Consider the following 16815-nt stretch of genomic DNA (forward strand, 5'->3'; position numbering starts at 1 on the left):
ATCAGCAACTGCGTCGCGGTGTCGGTACCGATCTGGAACACGCCACCATCGTTCGTGCCAGTGAGCACGGCCTTGTTGCTGGCGATCGAGAAGACGACGCTCGATCCGGCGGCCTTGAGCTGGTTGTTGATGGAGGTCGTCAGCGCAGCGGGAGTGGCGTCGTCGATGCCCTTGGTCAGGGTGATGTTGACGCCGTCGAGGCTGACCGTGGTGGAGTTGCCACTGCCAAAGATCGCACCGATGTTGGCGGTGGTGTCCAGGGTGGCGGAGCCGGTGCCGGCGGTCAGCGTCATGGCGAGGTTGCCGGAGGCCGAGCCGATCGCACCATCACTGGTCGCCGAGGTCGGACCGACCGACAGGAGGTTGTTGGCGATGGCGCCGTTGAGCGAGGTCGAGGAGACGCTGGCCTTGGCGGTGAAGGCGTTGGAGGCGGACAGCGCCTGCTGGGCGACGGACTTGAGCTGGTCGGTCAGGCCGCGCAGCTTGGTGATGCCGGTATTGGCGGCCTGGATCGTCTGGATGCCGTTCGACACGCCGTCGAGCAGATACGTCAGGGACGAGGACCGCGAATTCAGGTTCTGGGCGGTGAAGTAGTTCACCGGGCCGTCGAGGGCGCTGTTGACCTTCTTGCCGGTCGAGAGGCGCGTCTGCGTGGTGGAGAGCAGCGCTGCCGTATCCTGGAGCGACAGGAGGTTCTGGCGGGTGGCGGCCGAGAGGGTGATGTCGGACATGGGGCGACCTTTTTGATCGTCGGGCGAGGCGTCTTTTTGACGACGCCGTCACCATCGCCGCGCGGGCCTTTCGTCTTCCTTAAGCCTAACGTTTTCGCCGACCTAGTCCGTCCTGCTATGGTTAATATTGGATAAATCTGTATCTGGGTGGTTTGTTTCGGGCTTCGCTACAGTGAATTCTTAATCGTCCGCACCCTAGCGTCGGCCCCATGTTCACCTATTCCCTCTCTTACGCCCCGCATCGAGGGCAGGCCCGCCGGCCGCTTCCATCTCCGGATGGTGCGGCTCCGGTCGTGCCGCCCACGTGGCGCGGCGGAGCGGCGAAGCGGGACGGACGGCGGGGGGCGGCGCGGTCTCCCGCCGATCCGTCGGGGTGACGGACCGGATGCAACCAGACTCGGAAGGCGCACCCTTCGCCAAGGCTTATACGGACAGACGCCCATGCCCCTGCGCATCCACCTGAAGCCGTTCGAGCGCCTGATCATCAACGGCGCGGCGCTCCGCAACGGCGAGCGCTCGACCAACCTGCTGATCGAGAACACCTGCAAGTTCCTGCGCGAGAGCGAGATCATCCCGGAGAGCGGCGCCGACACCGCCTGCAAGCGGCTGTGCGTCACGCTCCAGCTGATCTACCTCGCCGACCATCCGATGGAGGCCGACGACCTGCTGGTGCGGCAATCGATGGAGATCCTGCGCGGCATGCCGACGAGCGCGCCCTACCTGGTGGCGATCCAGGACGAGCTCGCGAACAAGCAGTATCACCGCGCCTTGAAGGTCGGCCGCGAGCTCGTGGCCTACGAGCGCAGCCTGATGGAGCGCCTGAACGCCGCCGCGACCGACGCCGCCTGAGCGCGGCGTCGTCGCCTTCACCAGGGTTCCGCCCTGGGGCGGCCGCAAAGGGGTGATGGTCTCTCCCCCGTGGGGCCGAGTGTCTCTCACAAAACGCCCGATCTGCGCCACGGCTTGCCGTGGCCGCGACGAAGCGACGGGCATTTCGTGAGGCGCACGAAGGACCGGTCGAGGCCGGCGCCCTTGAGGCGCGGACCCTTGGGCGATACGAATTCGATCGGCTGGACCATTCCGGCGCAACTCGTCGCCCGGCCGGAACGCGGCGCGGGCGAGCCGGCGACCACGTCCCTGCGCGAGGCGGTGGCGGCCTCCCGCGCGGTCGAGGCCGGGAGCGCCTGGATCATCCTCGCCGACGGGCGCATCCTCCGCCCGGGCCAAGTCGCCGAGCTACAAGTCGCCGAACTTCAGATTGCCGAGCGCCGCGCGGCCGAGCCCCGGGCCGGCGGCTGAGCCGCGCGCGTCCGTCCCGCCCCCGACCAAACCGCGGACGCCCCATCCGCGTTGCCCTCCTTCAGATGCGGAGGGGTGATGCTGATCTTTGAATGGATCGCGGGCGTGCTCGTCGTCGCGGTCCTGCTCGCCGGGGTGGCGCGGCGCCTCGGGGCGCCGTTCCCGGCCTTCCTGGCCATCGGCGGGGCGGTGCTGGCCTTCGTGCCGCAGGTCCCGAACCTGCGCCTCGATCCCGACCTCGCCCTGGCGCTGTTCCTCGCGCCCGTCCTGCTCGACGCCGCCTATGACACCAGCCTGCGCGACCTCAAGCGCAACTGGATGCCGGTCGCCGGCCTCGTCGTCGGTGCGGTCGGGGTCACGACGATGGCGGTGGCCCTGGTGGCGCGCTGGCTCGTGCCCGACCTGCCGCTCGCCGCCGGCATCGTGCTCGGCGCCATCGTGGCGCCGCCGGACGCGGTGGCGGCACTCTCGGTCCTGGCCCATGTCCGGCTGCCCCACCGCCTCGTCACCATCCTCAAGGGCGAGAGCCTGTTCAACGACGCCTCGTCGCTGCTGATCTACCGCCTCGCCCTGGGGGCGGTGGCGACGGGCTCGTTCTCGGCCGCCGAGGTCGCCCCGACCTTCCTCGTCGGCGTCGTCGGCGGGATCATAGCCGGGCCGGTCCTGGCGATGCTCTACGTCCGGCTGATGCGCCGGGTGACCGATCCGCCGAGCGCCGTGGTGCTGCAATTCGTCGCCACCTTCGGCCTCTGGATCGCCGCCGAGCGGGTCGGGGTCTCGGGCGTGCTGACGGTGGTGAGCTTCGGGCTGGCCGTGTCGCGGCTCTCGCCCCAGACCATGCCGGCCCACCTACGCGTCACCTCCAACACCGTCTGGGAGACGGCGGTGTTCGTGCTCAACGTGCTCGCCTTCGTGCTGATCGGCGTGCAGATCGGCCCGATCCTCGAGGGCCTGAGCCCGGCCGAGCGCAGCCACTACGCGCTCGTCGCCGCGGCCGTCTTCGCCACCACGGTCGTGGTGCGGCTCGCCTGGGTGCTCGGCGCCCGGGCCTGCGCCCGCCTCGTACACCGCGTCGCCGGGCCCGTGGGGCCGGCGCCGATCGGCCTGCGCTCGGGCACGATCGTGGCGTGGTGCGGCATGCGTGGCGTCATCACCATCGCGCTGGCGCTGGCCCTGCCCGGCGACTTCCCGCACCGCGACCTCATGGTGCTGACGGCGTTCTGCGTCGTGCTCGGCACGCTGGTGATCCAGGGCCTGACCCTGCGCCCGCTGCTCGCCTGGTTCTCGCTGGGCGACGACGACCCGGTCGGGATCGAGATCGGCCGGGCGCGCGCCGCGGCCTACCGGGCGGCCCGCGACAGCCTCGCCGACGACCGCTCGCCCCATGCCGAGGCGCTGCGGCGGGAATTCGACGCGGGCCTGCGCGAGGCGGAGGACCACGAGGAGGGCCTCGCCCCGGCGAGCCTGCCCGCCGACGGGTTGCGCCGCCGCGCCGTCGAGGCCGCCCGGGCCGTCATCCTGGAGTTGCGCGAGCGCGACGAGATCGGCGACGACGCCTTCCTGCGGCTCGAGGAGGAGCTCGACTGGGCCGAGCTCAGCGCCACGCCGCGGGACGAGGTCTCGCCCTGACCGCGCCCGGCGCGGTGCCGGGCCGCGCCGGAGGCACGGCGAAAACGATGGTCAGACCCGAACGGTTGATTGTATCCCGTTCGGGCTTGAGACCAAGAACCTGCGCACCGGACGAGCGAGGTCCCGCGCGGGCGACAAGAGACGGAACGAGCGAGACGCCATGCACGCCACCCGAATGCCCTCGTCGCGGCCGCCGTCCTGGACGTCGCGGTTCTTCACGAGCGGTCCCGTCACCTGCATCGAGGACCTGCGGGTGCTCGCCGAGCGGCGGGTGCCGCGGATGTTCTACGACTACGCCGATTCCGGCTCGTACTCGGAGGGCACCTACCGGGCGAACGAGGACGACTTCTCGCAGATCAAGCTGCGCCAGCGCGTCGCCGTCGACATGACGAACCGCACGCTGGCGAGCACGATGGTGGGCCAGCCGGTGAGCATGCCGGTGGCGCTGGCGCCGACCGGGCTGACGGGGATGCAGCACGCCGACGGCGAGATCCTCGCCGCGCGGGCCGCCGCCAAGGCCGGGGTGCCGTTCACGCTCTCGACCATGAGCATCTGCTCGATCGAGGACGTGGCCGAGAACACCGACGCTCCGTTCTGGTTCCAGCTCTACGTGATGCGCGACCGCGACTTCATCGACCGGCTGATCGACCGGGCCAAGGCGGCGCAGTGCTCGGCGCTGGTGCTCACCCTCGACCTCCAGATCCTGGGCCAGCGCCACAAGGACGTGAAGAACGGCCTGTCGACCCCACCCCGGATGACGATCCCCAACATCGTCAACCTGGCGACGAAGCCGCGCTGGTGCCTCAACATGCTGCGCACGCAGCGCCGCACCTTCCGCAACATCGTCGGGCACGCCCAAGGGGTGGGGGACCTGCGCTCGCTCTCGTCCTGGACCGCCGAGCAGTTCGATCCGCGGCTCAACTGGGACGACGTCAAGCGCATCCGCGACCGCTGGGGCGGCAAGCTGATCCTGAAGGGGATCCTCGATCCGGAGGACGCGGAGCTGGCCGCCCAGAGCGGCGCCGAGGCGATGATCGTCTCGAACCACGGCGGCCGTCAGCTCGACGGGGCGATCTCGTCCATCGCGGCGCTACCCGCCATCGTCGAGGCGGTGGGCGACCGGATCGAGGTGCTGATGGATGGCGGCATCCGCTCAGGCCAGGACGTGATCAAGGCGCTGGCGCTCGGCGCCCACGGCGTCTTCATCGGCCGTGCCTTCCTGTACGGGTTAGGCGCCGGCGGCGAGGCGGGGGTGACCCAGTGCCTCGACATCATCCGCAAGGAGCTCGACGTCACGATGGCGATGTGCGGCCTGCGCGACGTGCGCCAGGTCGACGAGCGGATCCTGGCCGGCAAGCCGGCCCTCGTCAACCGGCCGTTCTGACCAAAAGCTCCGCCCGGTCATGCGCCGGGCGGAGCGGCCTCCGCTACATGCGGTGCATGTGGCGGTGCATCATGCGGTGACGCATCATGTGCCGCCGGTGCATCATGTGGCGGCGATGCATCATATGCCGGTGCATCCGGTGGTGGCGCATCATCCGGCGCTCGCCGCGGGTCATCTGCACGTGCTCGATCATCGGGGCGGCCTGGATGCCGGCCGGGCTCGCCGGGGCGGCGGAGGCCGCGCCGATGCCGAAGGTGAGGCAGCCGAGAACCGCCGCCGCCGCGAGGCCCAGAGTCGTCTTCTTCATCTTTGGTGTCTCCTCTGCGCGGCCCCCGCGTCCGACGGCGGGAACCGGCCCGCCGGCAGCGGGTCACGAACAAGAATTTCCAACGGTGAAGGTTCCGGTGGAAGAATCGTTTTTCGCGAGACGGGCGCCGGAAAAAATTCGATCCTTAAAAAAATGTTGCCGGCTCCCGTATCCCGGCGCGCCGCCGCGCGTTTCTCCCGGCATTCCGGAACGGATGCCGCAACGATTGGGGAGCGCCAGACCATGCACGAGGGCATCCGGATCCAGGCCGACGCCGACGGCACCTTCACGCTTTACAGCGACACCCGGGTCATCCTGCGCGGCCTGACCCGCGAGCGCGCCTATCGCCTCGCCGGTCGCCTCGGCGAGTTCGTGTGGTCCTGAAGGCACCCTCGGCCTACCGCTCCCGTCCTGTCCGGACGAGGCTCGGGTCCTCGCAGCGCCATCACCGGGCCTCGTGCCCGATCCGCGCCGCCAGCGCCGGCGCGAGCCCGGTGCTCGGCTTCGGATCCGGCCGCCGGAACGTCCCGGCGGTCGCCTTGGCGGGCCGCTGCGCCGCCACGGCCTCGGCGAGCTTGACCGCCGCCACCACCTGATCGACCACCGGCACCGGCAGACGGTCGCGCACCCGGGCGCCGAGGCCCGTCAGGGGGGCGCCGGCGAAGATCAGCACGTCGGCGCCGTCCTCCTCGACCGCCACCCGAGCAAGGTCGATCAACTGCGCCTCCTTCTCCTCCTGGACGGCGGACAGGGCGGAGAAGCGTCCCTCCAGCGCCCGCACCCCGGCGCAGCGCTGCTGGAGCCCGTGGGCGGCGACGCATTCCTCGTACCAGGGCACCAGGGCGCGGGCGAAGGTGACGAGGCCGAAGCGCCGGCCGAGCAGGCAGGCCGACAGCATCGCGGCCTCGGCGAGGCCGATGACCGGGCAGTCGAACAATTCGCGGGCACCGAACAGGCCCGGATCGCCGAAGGCCGCGATGATCGCGACATCGACCGGGGGCGCCTCGGCCAGCATCTCGAGGGCGATGGCGCCGCCGATCTGCGCCTCGGCCCGGGTCGCGATGTAGGGCACGCCGCGGGGCGCGGTGGCGGTCAGGATCTCGGTGCCGGGCGCGGCGGCCGCGGCGCCGGTGGCGCGCATCAGCTCGGTCACGTCGTGGCTGGTATTGGGGTTGAGGAGGAGCAGGCGCATCGGGAGCCTCGTCTGGATCAGGCGGCGTCGGGCCGGGCGAGGCCGGCAAGCAGGGCCGTGCCGGTATGGCCGACATGGTCAGCGAGCAGGCGCCCGGCGCCCGCGGCGTCGCGGGCCTCGAGCGCGGCGAGGATCGCCCGGTGCTCGGCGACCGATTCGTCCCAGCGCGCCCGGCTGTCGAGGGCGCGGCGGCGGGCGATCTCGGCCCGGGCGTGCAGCGCCTCGTGCGCCTCCCGCAAGGGGGTGTTGCGGGCGCAGGCGACGATCAGGGCGTGGATCCGCTGGTTGAGGGCGAAGTAGGGGCTCAACTCACCGGCGGCGTGGTGCGCCTCCAGCTCGGACTGGTAGGCGCGTAACCGCTCCAGCTCGGCCGGGGTGATGCGCGAGGCCGCGAGCTCGGCCGCCGCCCGCTCGATGGCGGCGATCGCCTCGAACAGCTCGGTCACCGCGTCCGGCCGCAGCTCCGCCACCCGGGGCGAGCGGTTGGGGCGCAATTCCACCAGCCCCTCGACGGCCAGCAGCTTCAGCGCCTCGCGCAACGGCGTGCGCGAGATGCCGAGCGCCACCGACAGCTCGGTCTCGACCAGGGCGGCACCGGCCGGGAGCGTGCCGTCGACGATCAGCGTGCGCAGGCGCTCCGCCGCCTGGTCGTGCAGGCCGCGCCGGGGCCGCAAGGCCGCGGCTTCCAGCAGTACGGGCTTGCGCGGGCGCCCACGCGGGCGCCGGACCGGATCCATGCCTGTCGTTCTCCCTGGTCGTCGGGATGGGACCATAGCGGCTCCGATCGGACCCGGGCGCATCAATTCCAGGCAATTCTGCTGCCTGCCTCGGCATTTGGCATCAATTGCATGCAGAGCACGATAAATGCGTTGCGCGGGCCCGAAACCCGTCACACCCTGGTCTCGCGGCGGCGTCGAACGGCCCCGCCAGCCCCTTCGAGACGTCCGGATCACGCCCGGACGGCGCGCCCCTCACGAGCGAGGTCACCGACCATGCGCCGCCCTCTCGGCCTCCTGCTGGCCGCCGCCCTCTGGTCCTTCTCGCCCGGATCCCTCGCGCCGGCCTCGGCGCAGGAGGCCCCCGTGAAGGTCGGCTACGCCAAGTGCGCCCATTGCCTGCCGGTCGCCCTGCTGCCGGGCTTGGCCAAAGGCGCGACGATCGACGCCACCGGCTTCAATTCCGGCAACGACGTGCTGACGGCGCTGATCGCCAAGAGCCTCGACGTGGCGCAGGTCACCTACCTCCACTACGTCACCGCCCTCGACAAAGGCTTCGACATCGTGGCGGTGGCCGGCGAGGTGAACGGCGGCTCGGAATGCCTGTCGGCCAAGGCGCTGGACCTGAAGGCCGACGACTGGGCCGGGTTCAAGGCCGCGGTCGAGAAGGCGAAGGCGGCGGGTACGCCGCTCAAGGTCGCGGCCTCCCGCGGCAACGCGCAGGACATCCACATGCGCGGCGCCTTCCTGAAGCAGGGCATCAACCCGAACAAGGACGTGCAGTTCGTCAACATCCCGAACCCGTCCGACCACCTCGCGGCGATGCAGCGGGGCGAGATCGACATGGTCTGCTCGGTCGAGCCCTTCGCCTCGCAGATCCGGATGGCGGGGGCCGCACACCGCTTCGTGCTGCCCTACGACCAGGCCGCCGGCAACCTGACGAACCTCATCGTCACCCGCTCGGACGTGATCGCCAAGAACCGCGCCGGCGTGCAGGCGGTGGTCGATGCCGACGTGGCGCTCGTCGAGACGCTCAAGGCCGACAAGGGCGTGTGGGTCGACGTGATCAACCAGAAGACCGGCCTGTCGAAGGAGGTCGCCGCCGCGGCGATCGCCAACGCCGAGCCGGATTACCGGATGCATCGCGCCAAGACCCTCGCGATCGCCGCGATGATGCGGGACCTGAAATACATCAGCCGCGACGTCTCGGCCGACGTGGAGAAGCACATGGACTTCTCGTTCCTGGAGGCTGCCACCAAGAAGACCCGCGATGGCCTCGGCTACTGAGACCGCGCCGCTGCCGGAGGCGGCGCCGGCTCCCGCCCGCCGGCTGCCCCGGCGCCTCGTGGCCTTCGCCGAGCGGGCGGCCCTGCCGCTCCTCCTCGTCGCCGGCTGGGAGGCCTTCGCCCGCTCCGGCGCCCTGCCGGCGGCCCTGCTGCCGGCCCCGAGCACCGTGCTGCACGCGCTCGGGGACTGGCTCCTCGGCCTCGACGAGAGCACCCAGACCTATTCCGGCCACTGGGTGCCGGATGCGCTCGCGAGCCTGACCCGGGTCGCGGCCGGCTACGCGATCGCTTCCGTCTCGGCGATCCTGATCGGGGTCGCCATCGGCTGGTGGCGCTTCGTCGAGCGCACCGTCGAGCCGACGCTGCAGATGCTGCGGCCGATCCCGCCGGTGTCGTGGATCCCGCTCGCCATCATCTGGTTCGGCATCGCCGACAAGCCGGCGATCTTCCTGGTCTTCCTCGGCGCGTTCTTCCCCGTGCTGATGAACACCATCCACGGCGTGCGCGGGGTCGACCGCAACCTGATCCGGGCAGGCTCCATGATGGGCGCCTCCGAGCGCCAGCTCCTCACCGACATCGTGCTGCCGGCCGCCCTGCCGTCGATCTTCTCGGGCCTGCGCATCGCGATCGGCTCGGCCTGGATGCTGACGGTGACGGCCGAGATGGTCGCGGTGAAGAGCGGGCTGGGCTACGTCCTGTGGGATTCCTACTACTTCCTGCGCTACGACATCGTGCTCGCCGCGATGATCTCGATCGGGCTCCTCGGCTACCTGTCCGATCTCGGCCTCAAGGCGCTGATGGCCTCGGTGCTGCACTGGCAGAAGGGCACGACGGTGCAGGGGCGGTGAGCCGCCCCTCCCCTCCCCCCAGCTGCCCTTCCTCGCGGAGATTCCGATGAGCGCGATCGACCTCGCCGACGTCCAGAAGGTGTTTCGCGACCGCGACGGGCGCGACCTCGTGGCGGTAGACCGCACCCGCGCCACGATCGAGGCGGGCGAGTTCGTCTGCCTGCTCGGCCCCTCGGGCTGCGGCAAGTCCACCCTGCTCAACATGATCGCGGGCTTCGAGGCGCCGAGCGCCGGCGAGGTCCGGGTGGCGGGACGGCGCGTCGAGCGGCCGGGCGCCGACCGCGGCGTGGTGTTTCAGCAGCCGACGCTGATGCCCTGGCTCACCGTCATCGACAACGTCGCCTTCCACCTCAAGCTGAAGGGGATGGCGAAGGCCGAGCGGCACGAGCGGGCGAAGACCTATATCGACCTCGTCGGACTCACCGGCTTCGAGCGGCACTACCCGGCGGAATTGTCCGGCGGCATGAGCCAGCGGGTCGGCATCGCCCGGGCGCTCCTGATGAATCCGGCGGTGATCCTGATGGACGAGCCCTTCGCGGCGCTCGACGCCCAGACCAAGATCGAGATGCAGGAGGAGCTGGTCGCGATCTGGCAGCGGGTCGGCGCCACGGTGGTGTTCGTCACCCACTCGGTCGACGAGGCCCTGGTGCTGGCCAGCCGCATCGCCGTGATGAGCCGGCGGCCGGGCCGCATCCGCGAGTTCATCCCCTTCGATCTCGCCCGGCCGCGGGACGTGACGAGCCCGGACTTCAACGACATGAAGCGCCGCATCCTCGGGCTGATCCGCGAGGAATCGAGCCGCACGATGGCCGCGTGATGGAGGGCCGCGCGATGACCCGCCTCGGGATGCTGACCCCGTCGTCGAACACCCGGTTGGAGCCGGCGACGGCGGACCTGCTGCGCGACGCGCCCGCCATCACCGCGCATTTCTCGCGCTTCCGCGTCACCGAGATCACCCTCTCGGCGGCGGGGCTCGGGCAGTTCGACGAGACGCCGATCCTGAACGCGGCCGCACTGCTGGCCGACGCCAAGGTGGATGCGATCGCCTGGAACGGCACCTCGGCGGCGTGGCTGGGATTTGCCCGCGACGAGGCTCTGTGCGCCCGGATCACCGAAGTGACCGGCATCCCGGCGGCGACCGCGGTGCTGGGTTTCCGCGAGGCCTTCGCCCGTGCCGGCATCCGCCGCGTCGGCCTCGTCACGCCCTATACGGGCGACGTGCAGGCGCGGATCCAGGCGAACTGGGCGGCGGCCGGGTTCGACTGCGCGGCCGAGCGCCATTGCGGGCTCTCCGACAACTTCTCCTTCGCCGAGGTGCCGGAGGCGGAGGTCGCCGCGATGGCGCGAGCGGTCGCGGCGGAAGGCGCGGAGGCGGTGGCGATCGTCTGCACCAACATGGCGGGGGCGGCGATGGTCGAGGATCTCGAGGCCGAACTCGGGATCCCGGTCTACGATTCGATCGCCGTCACCCTGTGGGCGGCCTTGCGCACCGCGGGCGCCGAGCCCAACCGGATCACCGGCCGGGGCGGGCTGTTCCGGCTGTGAGAAGCTGACCGATCCGTCTCTACGGACCCATCCTCCTGCGCGTCATTCCGGGGCCGCGAAAGCGGAGCCCGGAATGACCAGGAGGGTGTCGATACGGCCAGAAAACAGCCAGCAGCCTCCGATGCTTACCGGTCGGCCTTGCCGCCGCTGACCGTCAGCTCGAGGTAGCGGCGCGTCGTCGGCCGCACGAGGTCGGCCATCGTCTGGGCCATCGTCAGCTCTTCCTTCAGCGACATCTCGAAGGCGGGCAGCCGGGCGCTCTCGCCGGCCGCCTCGGCGAGCGTGATCAGCGCGTCGTAGGCCGCCGCCTCGTAATTCTCGAAGGCGCGGTTGGCGAAGGCGTTCTTCAGGATCTCGTCCTGGGCCGGGGTGTGGGCCAAAGCCGCCATGTTGCCCATGAAGCCGAGCACGCCCTCCTTCAGGGTCGAGGGGCTCTCGGACAGCGCCGCCAGGGCCTCGTCGAGCCGGTCGCGCTGGCCATGCGTCTCGGTGATGTGCCGACGCAAGGCCGCCTCCATGTCGGGGTAGCGCTCCAGGCGCTCGACCTGCCGCTCCATGATCTGGAGCGCCTGCAATTCGAGCGCGTGGGTGTTCTTCAGCGCGGTCAAGTACAGCGAACGGACGTCCTCGGCCATCGCGGGGGGCTCCTTGCCAGGGTGGTGTGGGGCAGGCCTGTGCTGCCCGGGCCAACGCCGCCCGGCAGCGCCGGTTCGCGTCCGATACTCATACTGTGACAAAGTATCCGAGCCGGTCGGGCGGGTCAGGAACGCCCGGGAGTGCACGGCGTTGTCCGCCCTCAACGGCGAGGGACATCGCCTCGCCCTCCACTCAGGGAGATCGCCATGACCGCATCACCCCCGCCCGTGCCGCCGGCCAACCGCTCCGACAAGGGCCCCGGCAGTGCCGAGCGCGCCCCGACCGAGACCGGGCCGAAGGGCACCGGCCAGACCGCCGACCCGGACAAGGTCGGCCAATCCGGCAACTCGAAGGTGAACACCACCCACCAAGGCCACCAGCAGGATCGGTGATCGCATGAGCACTTCGGACAAGACCGACGCCGCCAACCGCCACCATGGCGGACCCGGCAGCAGCCACCAGCGTCCCGACCGGCCCGACCCGACGGCCCATGCCGGCCCGAACCCGGGCGAGCCCACCAGCGACAGCCGCTCCCACGTCTCGGGCGGCGGCGGCGAGCGCGACCGGCACCACACCCACGATCCGGACCGCAAGGGGCATTCGCCGCGGTCGCATTGAGGCGAAGGGCGCCTGCATCCCGGAAAACACACCTTTCGTTAAGGGTGTTTCCCGTGAAACGCGGACGCGGGCGCCCTGATCCCGTCACGGCCTCAGCGCGATATCGCCAAGGTCGGGTCGCAGACGAGCATCCCTGACGAACTGCGTGCAGGGAGCCCGCTCGATGTCCATTCCGGTCCTTCTTCAGCCCGGCCTCACCCGCCGCGCCGCCCTGCTCGGTGCCGCCCTCGCCGTCTGCACCCTCCGCAGCGCCTCGGCCGCCGAGGATGCGGTGGCCCGGCTGGCGCAGCTGGAGCGCCGCGACGGCGGCATGCTCGGCGTCGAGGTGCGCGACACCGCCACCGGCCGCCGCTTCGGCCACCGGGCCGACGAGCGCTTCCCGATGTGCTCCACCTTCAAGGCGATCGCCGCTGCCGCGGTGCTCGCCCGGGCCGATGCCGGCAAGGAGGACCTGAACCGTCGGATCGCCTTTAGCCGCGACGCCCTCCTCAGCTACGCCCCGGTCACGACGAAGCACGTCGAGACCGGCATGACCCTCGCCGAACTCTGCGGCGCTGCGGTGGTGTGGAGCGACAACACCGCCGCCAACCTGATGCTCGACACGCTCGGCGGCCCCGGTGGCATCACCGCCTTCGCGCGGGCCCACGGCGACACGGTCACCCGCCTCGACCGCACCGAGCCGACGCTCAACACCGCCATTGCCGGCGATGTCCGCGACACGACGAGCCCGGCGGCGATGGTCGGCCTCCTGGAGAACGTCCTGCTCGGCCGTGCCCTGTCGGCGGAGTCGCGCGACCGGCTGATCGGCTGGATGCACGACAGCCCGACCGGGCTGAAGCGCGTGCGCGCCGGCCTACCTGAGGGATGGCGCACCGCGGACAAGACCGGCACCGGCGACAACGGCACCGCCAACGTGGTGGCGCTGATCCACCGGCCGGACGGTGCGCCGATCCTCGCGGCGGTGTATCTCACCGGATCACCGGCCGAGCCCGCCGCCCGCGACGCCCTGCACGCCGAGATCGGCCGGTTGATCGCCCGGAGCTTTCCGGGCGCCTGACCGCCCCAAAATATCCGCTCGAAGCCCATGTCGAAGACCACCCGTGCCACGCAAGTCCTCGCCCGCGCCGGCATTCCGCACAGCGTTTATGCCTACGACTACGATCCGGAGGCGACCCGCATCGGTCTCCAGGCGGCGGAGGCGATGGGCGTGTCGCCGGGCGAGGTGTTCAAGACCCTGATGGCGGCGATCGACGGCAAGCCGGTCTGCGTGCTGGTGCCGTCCGACCGCGAGGTGTCGCTCAAGAAGCTCGCCGCCGCCTTCGCGGGCAAATCCGCCGCGATGATGCGCCCGGCCGATGCCGAGCGGCTGACCGGCTACCATGTCGGCGGCATCAGCCCGCTCGGGCAGAAGCGCGCAGTCCCGACCCTGGTCGACGCGGCCGCCCTCGGCCTTCCCGAAATCTTCGTCAATGGCGGCCAGCGCGGCCTGCAGCTGCGGCTCAAGCCCGACGACCTGGTGCGCGTGCTCCAGGCCCGGACCGAGGCGGTGACCTGACGGGAACGCGGCGTTAACCACGATCCGCCAAGGCTCTGCAGCGGGATCGGCGATGGGGACGGGCGGATGGATGACGGCGTGCGGTGGCTGGCGGGTCTGATCGTCCCGAGCCTCGTCGTCCTGGGCCTCGCGGGGCCGGCGAGTGCGGCCGACATGCCGGAGCCCGGCACCTGGCCGGTGCCGCGGCCCGCCCAGGCCCCTCCCCCGCCCCTGCGCTACTTCCCGCGCGGCGACAACGACGCCTCGCCCGCCACCCGCGGCGATCCCGCCTGCCAGGGCTTCGTGCCGACCAATGCGCCCGGCGACCCGACCTATGTCGGCTCGCCCTTCGGCATCGGCAAGCCGAGCTATTACGGCTTCCCGCCTCCGCGGGGCGTCGATGATCCCTACGGGCGCCGGATCGCCCGGGGATGCTTCTAGAGCTTGCGTCGAGCCGACTCCCCGACCATGCGCCTTCGCGGCGGAATGATTCGCTCTTGCCGACCCGGCCCCGACGGATAAACCCGGTCTTGCCGCCGCCGGATCTCCGCTCATGACCCGCATCGCCTGCCTCCACACCGTCGCCAGCAACGCCGCGCTCTTCGACGAGGCTGTGCGGGCGGCCGGATCGGCCGATATCGGCCTGCACCACACGGTGCGCGCCGACCTGCTCGCCGCCGCCGAGCGCGAGGGACGCCTCACGCCCGAGATCGCGGCCGAGACCGTCGCGGTCCTGCGCGGCCTGTGCGCAGAGGCCGACGCGGTCCTGCTGACCTGCTCGACCCTGGGCCCCGCCGCCGAGAGCGCGTCCGCCGACGCGCCCGTCCCGGTCATGCGGGTCGATGCGGCCCTGGCCGCGGAGGCGGTGAAGGCGGGAGGCCGGGTGGTGGTACTCTGCGCCGTCGCCACGACGGTCGAGCCGACCCGGCGCCTGTTCGAGGCGGCCGCGCAGGCGACGGGTGCGGAGGTGAGCGTGCAGGTCGTCCCCGGGGCCTGGGAGGCGTTCAAGGCGGGCGAGTCCGACCGCTACCGGACGCTGGTCGCCCGCGCCGCCGGCACCGCGCGGGAGGACGGCGCGACCCAGGTCGCCCTGGCGCAGGCCTCCATGGCCGGCGCCGCCGCCCTGCTCCCCAAGGCGATCCGGCCGCTGACCAGCCCGACGGTCGGCCTCGCGGCGGCGATCGCCGCGTCCCGGACGGCGTAGGCGACGGAAAGCGGCCGGGAGAAGCCCTACTCCGTAGGCACGGCCATGCGCGCTCGCGTCTCCTCGTCGAGTACGGCCCGGATCGCCGCCGTCAGCGGGTGGCGGGCGGTGTGCCGGGCACCGTAATCGAGGTTGAAGCCGTAGTCGAAATCCGGCGGATTGCGGCCCTGGTTGTGCTGGAGGATCGTCTCCAGCTTGTCGAACCCCTTGGCGAGGACCGCCTCCGGCGAGGTGCCGGCCTCGTACTCCTCCCACAATGCCAGGATCTCGTCCCGGCGCGCCGGCGGCAGCGTTGCGGTGAGGGCGAGGAGATCGTGACGCTCCTGCGCGCTCTTGTCCGCCGCGCGGGGATCGGTCGCCGGGATGTCGCCGCCGACCGCCTCGCCGAGGTCGTGGACGAGGCACGTCTTGATGAGCTTGAGCCCGTCGATCCCCGCGACGCCGTCGGCAAGCACCATCGCCATCAGGCAGAGCCGCCAGGTGTGCTCGGCGGTGCTCTCCTGCCGGCCGGACGCGGTGGCGCCGCTGCGCAGGGTGCTCTTGAGTGCTTCGGCCCGCCGCAGGAAATCGAGCGTACCGGCGAGGTCGTCCGGGGTCATGAGCGGGAAGGCTCCTCGCTCAACGCGGTCTCGACTGACCTGAGGACGAGCGCGACGTCCTCCGCCGTGGGATCGGCCGCGAGGTCACCGTGCACGACCCGGTTGCGCAGGGCGACGAGGGATCTCAGCGCGCGCTCGGTTTCCGGATCGATCAGGCCGTTCATGGCGAGGGCTTGCACGACGGTGCTGGGTGGGCTGGCACCACCGGCGTCCTCGCTATATGCCCGCAACGCCGCCTCCAGCAGCGCCCAGGCCATGATGAAGGCCGGCCGGCGGTGCCCCGCGGCGTCGAGCGCCCGGATCTCCGCGATCTGCGCGCGGATCCCTGCCGGATCGGCTTGCGGGATCGTGATCGCCCGGAGCGGGTCGTTCGCGACGAACGCGACGTGGAGGCGCCAGTCGGGATGGCCGTCGAACAGGCGGCGGATCGCCGGCAGCGGCGGATCGGACGGTCCCGGCCCATGCCGCACGTCGATGGCGACGTTGTGCCCGTGCTTCCGGGCCACGGCGTCGGGCCGGTACCCTCCGAGGAAATCGGGGAGTTGATCGGGCTCCGGCTCGGCCTGAAAGGCGAAGCCGGCCTGCTCGTAGCGCGCGCGCAGGGTCTCGATGCAGCGCCGCTCGGCCTCTGTGTCGGGAGATCTCAGGGATGGAGCCATCAGGCTCTCCTCCAGCCGGTCGGATCGTCGTCGATGCGGATATAGACGATGGGCCGGGCATTGCGCAGAGCATGGGCCAGCTGATCGCTCGGCTCAGCGCAGTCCCACTCGACCCCCGGTTCCAGTTTCTGCACGACGACGCGTTCGATCGCGCGATCGTCGTTGTAAGCCAGGTTGATCAGCGCATCCATGATCGGCTTCACGATATTGTCGATATCCCCCACCATGGGCGCATCCGGGAAATAGTAGATCGTGAGGCAGAACGGCCCTTCGTCGACGAATCCGAGTTGGTAGGTCGCGTCGATGCGGTCCCGGGCCGCCTGCCTGACGGTCGCCATCCACCGCGCCTTCGAGACTGCCCGCGCCTGCAGCGAGAGAGGTGTGGCACCGATGAAGAATTCGAGCGGGTAGAGGGTTTCTTGCACGGGCACGGTCCGGCTCGAGGCTGAGCGAATCACGTCATCTTACCCAAAGTCATTGATATTTTCAGAATGCGATCGTCCTGGACGTCCGATCTCTTGCCGTGTCGATGGCGAGGTGGAACGGCGTGGATCTTCCAAAATTCTTCGCACCGCACCACCCTGGCGCCCGATCCCCGCCCCGATTACGCTCCCCGCCCATTCGGCCG

Annotated in this window: 22 protein-coding genes and 1 pseudogene; 15 read left to right on the forward strand and 8 right to left on the reverse strand. The window is 70.9% G+C overall.

The annotated features are described in order from the left end of the window. Positions 1 to 731: pseudogene (locus tag BM430_RS17940) on the reverse strand (flagellar hook protein); the annotation flags it as partial. Positions 732 to 1172: 441 nt separating this feature from the next. Here BM430_RS17940 and BM430_RS17945 point away from each other — a divergent pair. The 4 genes from BM430_RS17945 to BM430_RS17960 all read left to right on the forward strand — a co-directional run bounded on the left by BM430_RS17945 (position 1173) and on the right by BM430_RS17960 (position 5043). Beyond that, the gene (locus BM430_RS17945; RefSeq protein ID WP_093568621.1) at positions 1173 to 1580 is read left to right on the forward strand and encodes a flagellar biosynthesis repressor FlbT; all 408 of its coding nucleotides are present in this window, start codon (positions 1173 to 1175) and stop codon (positions 1578 to 1580) included. Positions 1581 to 1778: 198 nt separating this feature from the next. Beyond that, positions 1779 to 2030, forward strand: coding sequence for a hypothetical protein (locus BM430_RS17950; protein WP_244539538.1), 252 nt, complete (start codon positions 1779 to 1781; stop codon positions 2028 to 2030). Between the two features lie 78 nt (positions 2031 to 2108). Next, complete coding sequence (locus tag BM430_RS17955; protein WP_093568622.1) at positions 2109 to 3659, forward strand: Na+/H+ antiporter; 1551 nt, start codon at positions 2109 to 2111, stop codon at positions 3657 to 3659. 175 nt (positions 3660 to 3834) lie between these two features. Then, entirely contained in the window at positions 3835 to 5043 is a 1209-nt protein-coding gene (locus BM430_RS17960; RefSeq protein ID WP_093568765.1) for an alpha-hydroxy acid oxidase, read from the forward strand. Between the two features lie 43 nt (positions 5044 to 5086). Here BM430_RS17960 and BM430_RS17965 read toward each other — a convergent pair whose 3' ends face one another. Next, complete coding sequence (locus tag BM430_RS17965; RefSeq protein ID WP_093568623.1) at positions 5087 to 5350, reverse strand: hypothetical protein; 264 nt, start codon at positions 5348 to 5350, stop codon at positions 5087 to 5089. 243 nt (positions 5351 to 5593) lie between these two features. On the opposite strand from BM430_RS17965, the gene BM430_RS34790 reads away from it, so the two are divergent. Then, on the forward strand, positions 5594 to 5734 hold the full coding sequence (locus BM430_RS34790) for a hypothetical protein (RefSeq protein ID WP_177303092.1): 141 nt from the start codon (positions 5594 to 5596) through the stop codon (positions 5732 to 5734). 61 nt (positions 5735 to 5795) lie between these two features. Here the strand turns inward: BM430_RS34790 and BM430_RS17970 are convergent, their stop codons facing one another. After that, a complete protein-coding gene (locus tag BM430_RS17970; RefSeq protein WP_093568624.1) occupies positions 5796 to 6542 on the reverse strand; it encodes an aspartate/glutamate racemase family protein in 747 nt (248 codons plus the stop codon). A 17-nt stretch (positions 6543 to 6559) separates the two neighbouring features. Beyond that, a complete protein-coding gene (locus BM430_RS17975; RefSeq protein WP_093568625.1) occupies positions 6560 to 7279 on the reverse strand; it encodes a GntR family transcriptional regulator in 720 nt (239 codons plus the stop codon). A gap of 255 nt (positions 7280 to 7534) precedes the next feature. Between BM430_RS17975 and BM430_RS17980 the strand changes: the two genes are divergently transcribed. Genes BM430_RS17980 through BM430_RS17995 form a run of 4 tightly spaced genes read left to right on the forward strand, consistent with a single transcriptional unit; the run spans position 7535 to position 10937 of the window. Then, positions 7535 to 8545, forward strand: a complete 1011-nt coding sequence (locus BM430_RS17980) for an ABC transporter substrate-binding protein (RefSeq protein WP_093568626.1) — start codon at positions 7535 to 7537, stop codon at positions 8543 to 8545. Continuing rightward, on the forward strand, positions 8529 to 9392 hold the full coding sequence (locus tag BM430_RS17985; protein WP_093568627.1) for an ABC transporter permease: 864 nt from the start codon (positions 8529 to 8531) through the stop codon (positions 9390 to 9392). The genes BM430_RS17980 and BM430_RS17985 overlap by 17 nt, the downstream gene beginning before the upstream one ends. A 46-nt stretch (positions 9393 to 9438) precedes the next feature. Then, entirely contained in the window at positions 9439 to 10209 is a 771-nt protein-coding gene (locus tag BM430_RS17990; RefSeq protein ID WP_093568628.1) for an ABC transporter ATP-binding protein, read from the forward strand. Positions 10210 to 10223: 14 nt separating this feature from the next. Next, positions 10224 to 10937 carry a maleate cis-trans isomerase family protein gene (locus tag BM430_RS17995; protein ID WP_244539539.1) on the forward strand — a complete coding sequence of 238 codons (714 nt, stop codon included), beginning with the start codon at positions 10224 to 10226 and terminating at the stop codon, positions 10935 to 10937. 125 nt (positions 10938 to 11062) lie between these two features. Here the strand turns inward: BM430_RS17995 and BM430_RS18000 are convergent, their stop codons facing one another. Further along, entirely contained in the window at positions 11063 to 11572 is a 510-nt protein-coding gene (locus tag BM430_RS18000; RefSeq protein WP_093568630.1) for a ferritin-like domain-containing protein, read from the reverse strand. Between the two features lie 207 nt (positions 11573 to 11779). On the opposite strand from BM430_RS18000, the gene BM430_RS18005 reads away from it, so the two are divergent. From BM430_RS18005 to BM430_RS18030, 6 genes are all read left to right on the forward strand, one after another. After that, positions 11780 to 11965, forward strand: coding sequence for a hypothetical protein (locus BM430_RS18005; protein ID WP_093568631.1), 186 nt, complete (start codon positions 11780 to 11782; stop codon positions 11963 to 11965). Positions 11966 to 11969: 4 nt separating this feature from the next. Then, a complete protein-coding gene (locus BM430_RS18010; protein WP_093568632.1) occupies positions 11970 to 12191 on the forward strand; it encodes a hypothetical protein in 222 nt (73 codons plus the stop codon). Between the two features lie 163 nt (positions 12192 to 12354). Continuing rightward, complete coding sequence (gene bla / locus BM430_RS18015) at positions 12355 to 13248, forward strand: class A beta-lactamase (RefSeq protein WP_093568633.1); 894 nt, start codon at positions 12355 to 12357, stop codon at positions 13246 to 13248. A gap of 27 nt (positions 13249 to 13275) precedes the next feature. Continuing rightward, positions 13276 to 13746, forward strand: a complete 471-nt coding sequence (gene ybaK / locus BM430_RS18020) for a Cys-tRNA(Pro) deacylase (protein WP_093568634.1) — start codon at positions 13276 to 13278, stop codon at positions 13744 to 13746. Positions 13747 to 13812: 66 nt separating this feature from the next. Further along, the gene (locus BM430_RS18025; protein WP_093568635.1) at positions 13813 to 14166 is read left to right on the forward strand and encodes a hypothetical protein; all 354 of its coding nucleotides are present in this window, start codon (positions 13813 to 13815) and stop codon (positions 14164 to 14166) included. 112 nt (positions 14167 to 14278) lie between these two features. Next, positions 14279 to 14929, forward strand: coding sequence for an aspartate/glutamate racemase family protein (locus BM430_RS18030; RefSeq protein WP_093568636.1), 651 nt, complete (start codon positions 14279 to 14281; stop codon positions 14927 to 14929). A gap of 26 nt (positions 14930 to 14955) precedes the next feature. Here the strand turns inward: BM430_RS18030 and BM430_RS18035 are convergent, their stop codons facing one another. From BM430_RS18035 to BM430_RS18045, 3 genes are read right to left on the reverse strand one after another with little or no spacing between them, the layout of a single operon-like run. Beyond that, complete coding sequence (locus BM430_RS18035) at positions 14956 to 15528, reverse strand: HD domain-containing protein (protein WP_093568637.1); 573 nt, start codon at positions 15526 to 15528, stop codon at positions 14956 to 14958. Then, a complete protein-coding gene (locus tag BM430_RS18040) occupies positions 15525 to 16187 on the reverse strand; it encodes a HepT-like ribonuclease domain-containing protein (RefSeq protein WP_093568638.1) in 663 nt (220 codons plus the stop codon). The genes BM430_RS18035 and BM430_RS18040 overlap by 4 nt, the downstream gene beginning before the upstream one ends. Beyond that, positions 16187 to 16612 (reverse strand): RusA family crossover junction endodeoxyribonuclease, encoded by a 426-nt coding sequence (locus BM430_RS18045; RefSeq protein ID WP_093568766.1) that lies wholly within the window; start codon positions 16610 to 16612, stop codon positions 16187 to 16189. Before BM430_RS18045 ends, BM430_RS18040 begins: the two co-directional genes overlap by 1 nt. Between the last annotated feature and the right edge of the window lie 203 nt (positions 16613 to 16815).

It is taken from the genome of Methylobacterium sp. 174MFSha1.1, from assembly GCF_900116815.1.
Lineage (GTDB): Bacteria > Pseudomonadota > Alphaproteobacteria > Rhizobiales > Beijerinckiaceae > Methylobacterium.

Bases quoted from the DNA above. Each gene is read 5' to 3' on its own strand.
- BM430_RS17945 (WP_093568621.1), top strand. From the start codon at position 1,173: ATGCCCCTGCGCATCCACCTGAAGCCGTTCGAGCGCCTGATCATCAAC.
- BM430_RS17955 (WP_093568622.1), top strand. From the start codon at position 2,109: ATGCTGATCTTTGAATGGATCGCGGGCGTGCTCGTCGTCGCGGTCCTG.
- BM430_RS17960 (WP_093568765.1), top strand. From the start codon at position 3,835: ATGCCCTCGTCGCGGCCGCCGTCCTGGACGTCGCGGTTCTTCACGAGC.
- BM430_RS17965 (WP_093568623.1), bottom strand. From the start codon at position 5,350: ATGAAGAAGACGACTCTGGGCCTCGCGGCGGCGGCGGTTCTCGGCTGC.
- BM430_RS34790 (WP_177303092.1), top strand. From the start codon at position 5,594: ATGCACGAGGGCATCCGGATCCAGGCCGACGCCGACGGCACCTTCACG.
- BM430_RS17970 (WP_093568624.1), bottom strand. From the start codon at position 6,542: ATGCGCCTGCTCCTCCTCAACCCCAATACCAGCCACGACGTGACCGAG.
- BM430_RS17975 (WP_093568625.1), bottom strand. From the start codon at position 7,279: ATGGATCCGGTCCGGCGCCCGCGTGGGCGCCCGCGCAAGCCCGTACTG.
- BM430_RS17980 (WP_093568626.1), top strand. From the start codon at position 7,535: ATGCGCCGCCCTCTCGGCCTCCTGCTGGCCGCCGCCCTCTGGTCCTTC.
- BM430_RS17985 (WP_093568627.1), top strand. From the start codon at position 8,529: ATGGCCTCGGCTACTGAGACCGCGCCGCTGCCGGAGGCGGCGCCGGCT.
- BM430_RS17990 (WP_093568628.1), top strand. From the start codon at position 9,439: ATGAGCGCGATCGACCTCGCCGACGTCCAGAAGGTGTTTCGCGACCGC.
- BM430_RS17995 (WP_244539539.1), top strand. From the start codon at position 10,224: ATGACCCGCCTCGGGATGCTGACCCCGTCGTCGAACACCCGGTTGGAG.
- BM430_RS18000 (WP_093568630.1), bottom strand. From the start codon at position 11,572: ATGGCCGAGGACGTCCGTTCGCTGTACTTGACCGCGCTGAAGAACACC.
- BM430_RS18005 (WP_093568631.1), top strand. From the start codon at position 11,780: ATGACCGCATCACCCCCGCCCGTGCCGCCGGCCAACCGCTCCGACAAG.
- BM430_RS18010 (WP_093568632.1), top strand. From the start codon at position 11,970: ATGAGCACTTCGGACAAGACCGACGCCGCCAACCGCCACCATGGCGGA.
- bla (WP_093568633.1), top strand. From the start codon at position 12,355: ATGTCCATTCCGGTCCTTCTTCAGCCCGGCCTCACCCGCCGCGCCGCC.
- ybaK (WP_093568634.1), top strand. From the start codon at position 13,276: ATGTCGAAGACCACCCGTGCCACGCAAGTCCTCGCCCGCGCCGGCATT.
- BM430_RS18025 (WP_093568635.1), top strand. From the start codon at position 13,813: ATGGATGACGGCGTGCGGTGGCTGGCGGGTCTGATCGTCCCGAGCCTC.
- BM430_RS18030 (WP_093568636.1), top strand. From the start codon at position 14,279: ATGACCCGCATCGCCTGCCTCCACACCGTCGCCAGCAACGCCGCGCTC.
- BM430_RS18035 (WP_093568637.1), bottom strand. From the start codon at position 15,528: ATGACCCCGGACGACCTCGCCGGTACGCTCGATTTCCTGCGGCGGGCC.
- BM430_RS18040 (WP_093568638.1), bottom strand. From the start codon at position 16,187: ATGGCTCCATCCCTGAGATCTCCCGACACAGAGGCCGAGCGGCGCTGC.